Here is a 12,162-nt window from a genome sequence, read left to right as displayed (position 1 = left end):
ACCGACGCCGGAAGTGACTCCCTTCCAACGCCGGTTTATGTTTACTGATACCCAATTTGTGATAATAAATTACCGTTTATTTCGCTAGCTTCGAGTTGTAAATGTCGAGAATCGTCCGGGCGTAGGCAATGTCCGCAGCCATCCGCTGCTTGACCTCCGCTTGGATCGCGGCGGACTGCTGAATGCTATTTTCCAGCTTGTCGAGCTGCTTGCCCGTCGATTTCGCCGAGCCACGGGAAAACTTCTTGTCATCCTTCGCTTTGTCGGCAACATCCTCGATCTCTTCCTTCAGCTTCTTCGCTGTTTTGGAATCTACGCCTCCGAACGGAACGTAAATCTCGTCGATTTTCCGTTTCATTTCCTTCATGATCGTAACGAACGGCTTCGTTTGGACATAATCCGGCATGATCGCTTCCGTCCGGTACAGCCCCAGCTTTAATTCATGGTCATAGCCGTTGTCGAACAGCGATTCGAATTCGAACAATGCCGTCCCAGAGACACCCGCTTCGTTCACCTGGTTAATCTGCTCGGCAAGAACCGACTTCGTCAGGTTGATGAAAGTACCGACGCCGGAGCTTACGAATGCCCGGTTATTTGCCAGCTGCAACGAGTTTTTCGCATCCGTCACGATCAATGATGGATCCGGTACGTACGACATATGGAATAAATGGTCGATATAGCCGTTGTCTATCCATGCTTTCGTTTCCTGCAACACTTTCTGCGGAGCGTCCTCGTAATTCGGCCATACCGCCGCTGTCAGCTTCATGTCTTTGCGAAGCGGCATCACTTCCTTCACGATGCGGCCGACGAACTTATTGATGATGCCGCTCCGGAATTTCGTCCAAGTTCCCCACAATGGATCTCCGGGGTTAATGTTGATCGGATCTTCACCGTATTGCTGCTTGAACAAATTCCGCGTATACGTGTCGTACGAGAAGTCGTTCGTATAGTCGCCGGAATCGGGATAACGGGCAAAATCGAGATGAATGCCGGCTACATCGTACTTGCGCACCAGTTCCTTATAGATGTTCAGCACAAAATCTTGCGCCGCAGGCAGCGCCGGGTTGATAAAATAAAACTTCTCGCCGTTGATATCGTCGTACAAGTCGCCTTGCTTGCTTACCATCGACCAGTCCGGATGGTTGACATATACCGGGCTGACGTGGTTTTGCCCGACATAGAAGTTCTCGACCCATGCGTGGATTTCGATGCCGAGCTTCTTCCCTTCGTCGATGTAAGCCTTCAGTACGTCGAAGCCTTGGTAAATCGGATTCAGCGCCGTATCCGGATTATTGATCGGGAAAGCCGTATGTCCGTCCCACCACGTTTCCAAATAAATCGAGTTGATGTTCGTCGCTTTGATCTTCTGCAAATGCTCGCGCACCTGCTCCACGTTCGTTTCCTTCGGACGAAGCCACAACCCGCGCGTCTCCACCTTCCGGGATTCGAAGTTCATGAAGCTCGCATCGCTCACTTCGTGGTCGAGCGTACCCAGCAAGTCGAACAAGCCGTCGTACGAACCGGAGGCGAGCTTGACTCTGACGCTGTCCAGCGTCGTACGGGCGCCAGCGAGCTTTTGCTCAATTTGTGCATACGGCACATCCAAGTAACGGGCACGAGATGCCGCCAAACCTTGCTCGACCTGCGCGATCGCGATTTCCGCCTTATCGACGTACGATTCCGGCGTATAGATGAAAAACACTTGCTTATTCGTCCGATCCAGCCTGACGGTAGAGCCGACCAATACGTTATTGGCGAGCCAAGCCGCCGTCTTGCCTACACCGGAAACGACGAATCCGCCTTGCGGGATGGCGTTGTCGTTACCCCCGTTGCTGACGACGCGGTTGTTGGCGTTAACGACGACTTCGTTACCCCACGGATTCGTTCCGGTACGCTCGCCGTAGCTGCTGTCATAAATGATCAGCTGATCGGGGCCGCGAAGTCCCGGATACGGCGTATTGCTCGGGTCGTGCCAGCCGCCCGGATTGTCTTCCCGTGTCCGCGGATTGAGCGCGTCGTAGCCGATTTTGCCTGCGCGGTACGTCAGCGTATTCAGAACCAGCTCGGCGCTGTCGCCTACGGCTACTTTACCGTTCAGCTCGTTGTAGAACGGGCTGGCCGACTGGATGGATAAGACGTAACCGTTCGCCGGAATCGGCGAATTGTTGTCGATGAAGTTGCCCGAAGCGTCGGCCGCAATCGCGACCACACGCGTGACGATGCCGTCCGCAACCGTAATTTCCATTCCCCACGGGTTCGTCCGTGTCGAGGAACCATACGATGGCTGGTACAAAATCACTTCCGCCAGCCCGCGGCCGCCGTTGATTTTGTCGATTCCAACCGCCGTCCCCTTCACCTTCACATACTTCGCGGGCAGTGTCGGAATGTTCAGGTTGTAAGCTACCACCGAATCGCCGACCTGCACGTCGGCAAACGCCTCCGCGGCGGTTCCGCTGACCGAAACGACATACCCTGTCGCCGGGATGTATGTACCCGTTCCTCCGTTCGTATTTTTCACGACGACAACGTTGCCGGAAACGATAAATTCCACGGTATCGGCTCCGAACGGCTTCGTAATGGTTCCGTACTGATACGTATATACGGTGGTCTGATCCGGCTGACGCTCTGCATCCATTGCGTCAACGGCAACTTCGGTTCCGTCCTCCAGGATGAGCTTTTGCCCTGTAATCGGCTCCGGCAGATTGTAGCCGTCAATAACAACCGCATCGCCTATTTTCAGGTTGCTCGTGACCCATAAGCCACTCTCGTTGTTGGCAAAAATAACGAACCCGTTGCTCGGAATGTCGACGGCCCCTTGCTTGTCTTTAATTCCCGTTACGACATAACTTCCATCGACATAATCGACGATCGCCGCCGTAGACCATCCATTCGAATCCGTCTTGCTGCCGTAGTCACGCGTAAACAAAATAACTTCGTTAACCAGTTGAATCGGACGGTTGACGTCCGTGAAGTTTAACGTGCTGCCATTCGGCGCGGTGGCGACGATGCCGCCTGCTGCCGCTGCCGCCGTCTGCGGCGTATCCGTTTGCTCTCCATGTACGTATGTAGCTGTTCCTGATAGTATGAGCATGAAGCAAATGATGAAAGAAAGCGCTCTCTTCATTAGTTTAGCCTCCAACTCGATTTATTCAGGTGCTCGAACCATTATCATTGCAGCAAAGCCGGCAATTGTTCCCACCATTCGTAATACTCCAAGTAACAAACGTCGAATAACATAACGCCCTGCGATCTCTCCCGGCATAATGCAACCGCTTTCGCAAATTGCTCCGGATTATCCTTGTAATCGTGCAAATAAAGACTTGCAAAAAACGGGATCTGACCGTTCATCGCCGCGGCGCTAACTTCGATCCCGCCTTCGACGCTATACCAGAAAGCAGGTCGGTTATTCGCGGCCGCCTCCGATTTATAAACCTCTGGGTAATAGCAGCCGGTCATGAGAAAATCCAGTTCATCCGCATACCCGGACTCATGATAGGTCGGTGACGCCCATTCGAGCTCAGCCCGGTAAGTCGAGCTCGCCCAATTGACGCCTTCCTCGTAATAGAGCGGGTACCAGGAGCCTACATAAATGCAGAACAAGCCGTCCGGCCTTATCGATTTAAACTCGGCTTTCGCTTCTTGTACGAACTGCTTGATGTTCATCGAGCGCCATTTGGTCCACTCGGGAAACAGCTCCCCACGACGAATCTTGCTTCCGTCCCCTTCACGACCTGCCGTAAAAATATCTTCCGGCCACCGCTCTACCCTCATCCCTAGATGTGCCTCGAATCGATGGCGGCTCAACTCGCTGAAATCCCCATAAACGTTCGGGTACCTGCATCGATCCAGCACGATTCCGTCCACCGGATAAAGCTCGGCGATTTCCCGAATAATCGCAAGCTGATGCGCGCGTACCTCGGGATGAAGCGGATTAACGAAAATGCTGTCCTCATGCCCTTCCTCCGCTTTAATAAAAGACGCTGTCCCTCCTTCGGAAGCAGGCACGTAATAAGTCACCTGCCAATCCTTGCGTTCATAAGCCAATCCGTCTCGGCTGCGAATCGTCCCTTCCGCGAAAATATCCACATTGGCAATGATCTTCAATCCTGCCTCATGTGCCTTGTCAGTCAGCTCCCGCAGAAAATCTCGCCCGGCCCACGCGCCATACCTTCCGTCCGACCATTCGCTGACATGCAGCGCATCCGTCGAACTCTTGAATGTCACATGCCCGTACGGAATTTTGGCGTCGACGACAAGATGCGTAATATGCGCCGCCTTCGCCCGATTCACTAGCTTTAGCTGCTCTTGCGGATCCGCCAGCCTTTGGCCGTTCGCCAGAAAATCGACCCATAAGATGTTGGAGCCTTTTTCAATGAATGCTCTCAAATCTCATATCACCTCATTCTGCTTATATTGAAGTCCTGTCTTCATCGTATGATGCGAGCAAGAGGCAGTCAATAGATTTTTAAAAATTATTTTTGTTAATTACATAAAAAATGAAGAAATTTTCCGCATATTTTCGCCGTATAAAAATAAATAGCTGCAACGGAAAGTACCCTTTCCATGTGCAGCTACTATTGCACTATTTTTCAGTATTACCTTCAGTTTATTTTATTCACCTTGGCGGCCCCCTTCTCCATCATTTCAATCACCTCATCGATCGTTGTGATATCATGTTTCAAATATTTCTCAACCACTTCTCGCCACAGATCGTGCAAAGCATAATCATATTGTGAATTGTTTGTATCATTTTTCATCATTTCTTCCACATCGATCTGGCCAGTAAGAAAAGGCGCAAATTCAGCTTGTTTGGATTCCGGAATCAAATCGATTCTTGCTGGAAGCCCGTAAATTTGATCGAGATTTTGACGTGCGACTTCTTCACTATTGGCAAACTGAAAGAACTTCAGTGCCGCATCCAAATGATTAGTTTGTGCGGAAATCGTAATGATGTCTTTAAGATTAAATATTGGTATTTGCTTCGCATTGAATTCGATCGGTTCTAATACAAATCCATAGTTGTCGGTATTATCATGTAATTGAATGCTGTCTAACGTCATTGCCGCAAGATTCTCTTCAAAAAAATTATCAAATTTCTCCTTTGCTATTGGTACCGGTGGGGGAAAATAACCATTCGAGTATCCCTCCAACACATGAGTTATTAGTTGCTTCCATGATGGAGTATGTAAATTGACAACTCCTTGTTCGTCGAGATACGACAAATTAAATGCTCTTCTCATAGTGTAAACAATCACAATTGGATCGGATCTATGGAAATAAAAACCATACAGTTTCTCCGCCCCTTCTGTATGACTCGGAAACTCCTTGCAAAGTTGAAAAAAATCGTCCCATGTGATATTGTTCGCCGGATATTTAATTTTATATTGATCGAATAGTTTTTTATTGAATTTTATACCAGATATCGAAAATCCGGTTGCCATACCATACAATTTACCATTCCCAAGTGCTTCTAGATAGGAGACAACAGGAGGATACAGTCTCCCTATATCAACAGTTTCGCGATCAATCTCCTTGAGTAAACCAGATTTAATAGCTTCTTTATAATGTTCCCAAAAATTTATAAACATAATATCTGGTTGTATCGATGTAAAATTATCGTTAAATGATCTAAATGTATTTCTTTTTAACAATTCCAACTTGATTTCCGGATGTAATTTTTTGAATACGTCGCCATATAATCGATTGAATGTTTGCGGTTCGGTGTCAATCATGATTTTAATCGTTTCAACTTCTTTTATATCTGTACTGGATTCCGTATGCTCGGATTCCTTAAGCTCTTGTTCGAAAGAATCTGTCGGGCTGTTTTTAGAACAACCTATGACAATTGTTAATATACAAACGAAGATAGAAATAACTACTTTTCTCAATCCTCAGTCCCCCCTGATATGGTTGATGTAAGGTCCTACAAGTAGGATACAATACTTGTTGTACCATTAATGGGGTTATCGTCCATTCAATTAGTAAGTTTGTTCATTTTATCAAATAGGTCTGCAGCTGTAATATGTGTTGTTACCAAAAGCAGACAAACACGAATGTAGTAAAATACTAAATAGAAATAAATACGGCGAAATATGCCATCTAGTTTACTCCAAAGATTGTATTTGTTATGGTTTGAAAACCGCCGCCCATTATGTACGATAGCATTCATTCCTTTTTCACATGCTATTAGACCACAAATAAATTCTACTTCCACACCCTCAGCATTCCCGTATTCAAATATTCATCTAGCTTCGCCTGAGCGCCTTGTTCAATTTGCGTTATAGCTTCGTCCAGCGTTATTTTCTGTGTGTTTAATTGTTGGAAAGCCTTATCTAGTTCAAAAGACATGATTATAGGCAGTCCTAGGCTTACCGTAAATATTTCATCATTGTGTATTAGTTTTTCTGCATTCACATCAAGCTGCAAAATCGATGAGAGAGCCTTTCTTCTGGATTCCGGAATCAAATCCGTTCTTGCGGGAATTCCGTACATTTGATTCAAGTTGGATCGAACAAATTCATCGCTGTTAATAATTCTTATAAATTCCATGGCCTCTTTAGGATGTGTAGCCTGCTTATTGATCGAAAAAATACCACCAACGCGAAAAGACGATGCTGCAAAGGAAGCTCCTATAGGCTCCCTAACCCAGCCAAACTCATCAGCATCCTCCATGAATTGCCCTCTGTATGCACCCATTCCATAATATCGATACGCCATGGTCGACTGTTCTTGCCGAAATAAATTCTCGAAATAAACGGCTGGATCCATGTATTTCGTTGGACTTAAATAGCCATGCATATAACCGTTCACGGCAAGCGATAGCAGTTGTCTCCATTCGTCGGTATGTAAGTTGATTTTTCTCCCTTCTACATACGATAACCCTGCAGATCGCTTCATCGCGTCAATCAAACCCATTTGCCACCCGTCCATATCCCCCCAAGGGAAATATAAGCCATATAGATTCTTATTATTATCGCCTTGGCGCGGGAACTTCCCGGCTAATTGAAAGAGTTCTTCCCAAGTCATTCCATCGGTCGGGTATTCCACTTGGTAACGGTCAAACAGTTTTTTATTGTATTGAATGGCCGCGAGAAAAAATTCGTCTGTGACTCCATACAATAGACCGGTGTCTCCGCCGAGCTTTCGTATATAATCAACAGCGGGAGGATATAAGTTAACTGTTTCTGTACCAGGGATTTCTTGAAGTAACCCAGCTTGTACAATTTCTTTGTAATAACTTGGATTCGAAATAATAAGATCAGGTTGATGTTTGATAATCTCGTCCGTTAATGTTGAACGCTCGTAATGGGTTGGCCAACCTACGATTACATCTGCATTTATAAACTCAAGATTAATATTGGGGTGCTGCTTTCGGAAAGCATCTCCATACATACTCTTCAAATAATCCTCATTTCCAAAATAGAACCACCAGCCTCCAACTAAAACCTTAAGGGTAACCTTCTTCTCTTCCACCTCTATCGTGCCTCCGCCCGAACATCCCACCTGTGCCAACAGTACAATAATGCTAAGTACGATCATATAAATCTTCATATTGGTTTCCCTCGCAATGCACCCATTTTTGCTTGAATCCAATTCATTCATCATTTTTCGGCGGACAGTAACACTTAACCAAACCTGTGAACATGTACTCATCCAGCAACGATTGGGCGCCTTTTTCAATTTGCGTAATGGCTTCGTCAAGCGTTGCTTTTTGGTTGACCAGCTTTTTGAAAGCCTCTTCCAGTTCAAAAGAAATGATATACGGTATTCCTAAATTGACTGTATAAATTTCGTCTTGGCTGATTAGGTTTTCTGCATTCACATCAAGCTGCAGAATCGTTGAAAGGGCTTTCTTTCTTGATTCCGGTATCATATCTGTTCTTGCAGGGATCCCGCTCATTCGATCCAAGTTGGACCGAACCACTTCATCGCTATTGATAAACCTTACAAACTCCATGGCCTCGTTAGGATGAGCCGCTTTCTTATTGACCGAAAAAATATCACCTACAAAAAATGACGCAGCCATGTTTGAAGATCCTATCGGCTCCCTCACAAATCCAATACCATCGGCCTCCTCCATGAACCGGTATCCTTTGTCCACTGGATGAAATTGATACGTCATCGCAGCCTGGTCTGTACGGAATAATTCCTCGTAAAAAATAGATCCATCCATATCCTTCGTTGGACTCAAATATCTTTGGATATAGCCATCTTTGACAAGGGAAAGCAGTTGCTTCCATTCGTCCGTATGGAGGTTGAATTTTCCCTCTTGGGTATACGACAACCCTGCCGATCGCTTCATAGCATCAACGAGACCCATTTGCCACCCCTGTATCCCCCACCACGGGAAATACAATCCATATAATTTCTTATGATTATCGCCTATACGCGGAAATTTGCTTGCTAATTGAAAGAGTTCCTCCCAAGTCATTCCATCCGTCGGGTATTCGACTTGGTAACGGTCAAACAGTTTTTTATTATACTGAACGGAAGCGAGAAAAAACTCATCGGTTACCCCATACAATAATCCGGAGGAAGTATCAAGCGTTCTAAGATAATCAACGACGGGAGGGTATAAATTAACTGCATCCGTACCGGGAATTTCGCGGAGCAATCCATCATTCACAATATCTTTGTAATACCTTGGACTCGTTAAAATAAGATCAGGCTGATGTTTAATAATTTCTTCCGATAAGGTGGAAAGTTCATAATAGGTGGGGAATCCAACTACGTTTGCATAGATATATTCCAGTTTAATATTCGGGTGTTGCTCTCGGAATGCATCTCCATACTTCCTGTCCAAATAAGTTTTATCCCCAAACATCGATGTTCCAGTCAAAATCTTTAGTGTAACCTCGTTCTCTTCCACCTCTAATGATCCTCCGCCGGTACATCCCGCGAGTACTATAAGCATAATGATGCTCAGTACAGTCACAAATATTTTCATGATCGCCGCCTACTTCCACAACTTAACTAATCCTGTGGTCAAATACTCATCCAGCTTCGCCTGCGCGCCTTTTTCGATTTGCGGAATAGCTTCGTCCAGCGTTATTTTTTGGGTGACTAACTGTTTGAATGCTTTTTCTAATTCGAAAGATATGATCTTCGGTATTCCTGGACTAACTGTATAAATTTCGTCGCGATTGATGAGTTCTTCTGCATTCACATCAATTCGTAGAATCGAAGACAGGGCTTCCATTCTTGATTCCGGAATCAGGTCCGTTCTTGAAGGGATTCCGTACATTCGATGCAAGTTGGATCGGACCAATTCGTCGCTGTTTATAAACCTTATAAATTCCAAGGCCTCTTTAGGATGAGTTGCTTCTTTATTGATCGAAAAAATGCCATTTATTCGAAAAGACGAAGCCGAATAAGAAGATCCTATCGGTTCCCTAACAAACCCAATACCATCCGCTTCCTCCATGAATCGGTATCCTATGTCGTAACCATTTTCAAAATATTGATATGCCATCGCTGCCTGGTCTTCACGAAATAAATTTTCGTTGTAAAAGATTGGATCTATAACCCTCGTTGGGCTCAAATAGCCTTGAGTATAGCCTTTTATGACAAGAGAAAGCAATTGCCTCCATTCGCCTGTATGTAAGTTAAATTTCCCCCCTTCTGTATACGCTAACCCTGTCGAACGCTTCATCGCATCAAACATGCCCATTTGCCACGTCCCACTTCCCGACCATGGGATATCTAAGCCATAAAGTTTCATATTATTATCGCCTGTAGGTGGGAACTTCCCGGCTAATTGAAAAATTTCTTCCCAAGTCATCCCATCAGTTGGGTAATCGATTTGATAACGGTCGAACAGTTTTTTATTGTATTCAATCGCCGCTAGAAAAAACTCATCTGTTACTCCAAACAATTGATCGGAGGAGCCACCAAGGGTTTTAATATAGTCAACTACGGGAGGATACAAGCGAATCGTATCTGGATTAGAGATTTCTCGAAGTAAACCGGCTTGCACGATTTCCTTGTAAAAAATCGGACCTGAAATAATAATATCAGGTTGATGTTTTTTAACTTCATCTATTGATGTTGACTCTTTATAATTGGTCGGGAATCCTATATTTACATCTGCATATTCATACTCCAGTTTAATATTCGGGTGATCTTTACGGAAAGCATCCCCATACATCTTATCCAAATATTCGGGATTGCCGATAATAACCCCCATTGTTCCAATTAATATTTTTAGTGTAACCTCTTTCTCTTCCACCTCAAATGTTCCCCCGCCGGTACATCCCGCCTGGGACAAAAGTATAATAATGCTGAGTACAATCGTGTAAACCCTCATAGGTTATTTCACCAACCCTAATCAATGATTCACCAAAATAAATATGCTTGATCGATCTTATGATCAAGCATGTTTAATCTGAGAACTAGAAGCACTCGCTCAGATTCTGAGCAAGGATATCTCAGATGCTACTGAACAATTGGTAGATCGTTTCTGGTAAAAGTTAAATTTGGATGTCTCTAGAAATGAAATTATATTTGTAGGTTCTTAAATGAAGTTGTACAAGCTGTGTACAATTTTGGAGTTAAGCGTAGAAGTAGGTGAGGTAAAAGGAATATTTTTTCAGAAATATTTGGTAAAGTGGTTTTTTCTGTTAATTTGATTATAGGCCGGTATCCAAATCCTGTCAACCCTAATCTATCCAATTTAGTATGATTGTTAATTTTGCCATCTTCATTTTCCACCCGCAGTCTTTTGCTCTCTCTCTTGCTTCTTCAACAAACGCACCTCTTCCATTCGGCTTGGCACCTCTTTTTCAATCTGAGCGATAGCCTCGTCTATGGTGAGTTTGTTCTCATACAGCTGCTTAAACGCTTTTTCCAATATTGAATATATAATGCTTCTGGCATCTCCCGAATCAAATTCGCCGAAGGCATCGAAATTCAACAGCCGGGGAGCATCGATTGGGAGTGATAAAAACGGCTCAAGCTCTGGTTTCTTCGATTCTGGAATAACATTTAATCTGGAAGGAAAAAAGACGGTTTGATCGATGTTTCGTGATGCAGTTTCTTCGCTGCTCATAAGTTTGACGAATTTCCACGCGGCGCTTGGATGTTCCGTCGTATTCACGATGGTAGCGATATTGTTTACACCAAAATCCGAAGTTTCTTGGAGGTAGGGACTTACAGGCAAAGTGACAAATCCATACTTATCCATATCCTTCATTTGCATGGTTCCTCCCTGGATATACATCGCAGCCCGCTTTGTTATCATAGCGTCTCCGACCGGATCCAAATATCCCGAGTGAAACCCATCGAGAAGAAGCTGAAGAACTTCTTTCCACCGATCGGAGTTCAACATAACCCGACCCTCTTGATCAAAATAAGTCAGCCCATATGCCTCTCTTACGATATCAATCGAGTTAAATGGCGAGGAAATTCCACCATATAGACTCAGACCATAAACAGGCACTCCATTCTCTTCTTTCCCCAAAAACTTCTTTGCAAGTTCAAATACTTCTTTCCACGTCATATCGTTCGTCGGGTAATCGATTTGATAGCGGTCAAACAGTTGCTTATCGAATTTGAGTCCCATTGTGGTGAACCCACCCGCGATGCCGTATATTTTTTTCTCGCTGCCGCTCATCGCCTCAACGTAGGAAACAACGGGAGGAAATAGTTTTTTAAAATCGAATGCACTTCCGTCGATCTCCTTTAATAATCCTTTGTCCAGGAATTGTTTGAACTCATACTCAAACGGAAAAATAATCACATCCGGCTTCTTTTCCGCCTTCTGATAGGCTTCTTCAAATGTCCAAATATCCGCTTTGTATGTCGCTTTCAGCGTTATTTTCGGATATTTCTTAACAAATTCTTTCCCGAAAAGCTGATCGAATTCCTTATCTGTCAAAGATGTCAGTACGTGTAGCTCTACCGGTTCTTTCTCATCCTCTTCTTCTACCACCGGGGTCTTGATTTCTTCTTGGCGTTCCTCCTCAAACGGATCGCTCTTCTCGTCTTTCGTACACCCTACTGATACGATGAGTAGGAATACGGATAAAAGTACAATCATCATTCGATTCAGACAGATCCCTCCCGATTGTGCCTTCTTTTCGATCTTAGTAATGTCCGCATTCGTTATTTCTTTAACTGAAGCACCCATGATCAAAAATAATTCATGAAGACCATTCTCTAACT

7 protein-coding genes are annotated in these 12,162 nt (G+C 44.8%); all 7 read right to left on the bottom strand.

The genetic code is table 11. The features are described 5' to 3' along the window. Positions 1–76: 76 nt before the first annotated feature. On the bottom strand, positions 77–3,124 hold the full coding sequence (locus AC0LWM_RS11970; RefSeq protein WP_474675173.1) for a glycoside hydrolase family 10-like protein: 3,048 nt from the start codon (positions 3,122–3,124) through the stop codon (positions 77–79). Between the two features lie 44 nt (positions 3,125–3,168). Then, complete coding sequence (locus AC0LWM_RS11965; RefSeq protein ID WP_474675172.1) at positions 3,169–4,386, bottom strand: alpha amylase family protein; 1,218 nt, start codon at positions 4,384–4,386, stop codon at positions 3,169–3,171. 215 nt (positions 4,387–4,601) lie between these two features. Beyond that, a complete protein-coding gene (locus AC0LWM_RS11960) occupies positions 4,602–5,888 on the bottom strand; it encodes an ABC transporter substrate-binding protein (RefSeq protein WP_474675171.1) in 1,287 nt (428 codons plus the stop codon). Positions 5,889–6,204: 316 nt separating this feature from the next. Next, the gene (locus tag AC0LWM_RS11955; protein ID WP_474675170.1) at positions 6,205–7,551 is read right to left on the bottom strand and encodes an ABC transporter substrate-binding protein; all 1,347 of its coding nucleotides are present in this window, start codon (positions 7,549–7,551) and stop codon (positions 6,205–6,207) included. A gap of 43 nt (positions 7,552–7,594) precedes the next feature. Next, positions 7,595–8,947 carry an ABC transporter substrate-binding protein gene (locus tag AC0LWM_RS11950; protein WP_474675169.1) on the bottom strand — a complete coding sequence of 451 codons (1,353 nt, stop codon included), beginning with the start codon at positions 8,945–8,947 and terminating at the stop codon, positions 7,595–7,597. Positions 8,948–8,956: 9 nt separating this feature from the next. Next, the gene (locus tag AC0LWM_RS11945; protein ID WP_474675168.1) at positions 8,957–10,228 is read right to left on the bottom strand and encodes an ABC transporter substrate-binding protein; all 1,272 of its coding nucleotides are present in this window, start codon (positions 10,226–10,228) and stop codon (positions 8,957–8,959) included. A 471-nt stretch (positions 10,229–10,699) separates the two neighbouring features. Continuing rightward, complete coding sequence (locus AC0LWM_RS11940; RefSeq protein WP_474675167.1) at positions 10,700–12,127, bottom strand: extracellular solute-binding protein; 1,428 nt, start codon at positions 12,125–12,127, stop codon at positions 10,700–10,702. Positions 12,128–12,162 lie beyond the last annotated feature (35 nt).

It is taken from the genome of Paenibacillus sp. sgz302148 (genome assembly GCF_056120465.1).
Note: the sequence above shows the minus strand (reverse complement) of the source record. Positions and strands in the feature narration are given on the sequence as shown.

Coding starts and splice junctions, on each gene's coding strand:
- AC0LWM_RS11970 (WP_474675173.1), bottom strand. CDS start 3,124: ATGAAGAGAGCGCTTTCTTTCATCATTTGCTTCATGCTCATACTATCA.
- AC0LWM_RS11955 (WP_474675170.1), bottom strand. CDS start 7,551: ATGAAGATTTATATGATCGTACTTAGCATTATTGTACTGTTGGCACAG.
- AC0LWM_RS11950 (WP_474675169.1), bottom strand. CDS start 8,947: ATGAAAATATTTGTGACTGTACTGAGCATCATTATGCTTATAGTACTC.
- AC0LWM_RS11940 (WP_474675167.1), bottom strand. CDS start 12,127: ATGGGTGCTTCAGTTAAAGAAATAACGAATGCGGACATTACTAAGATC.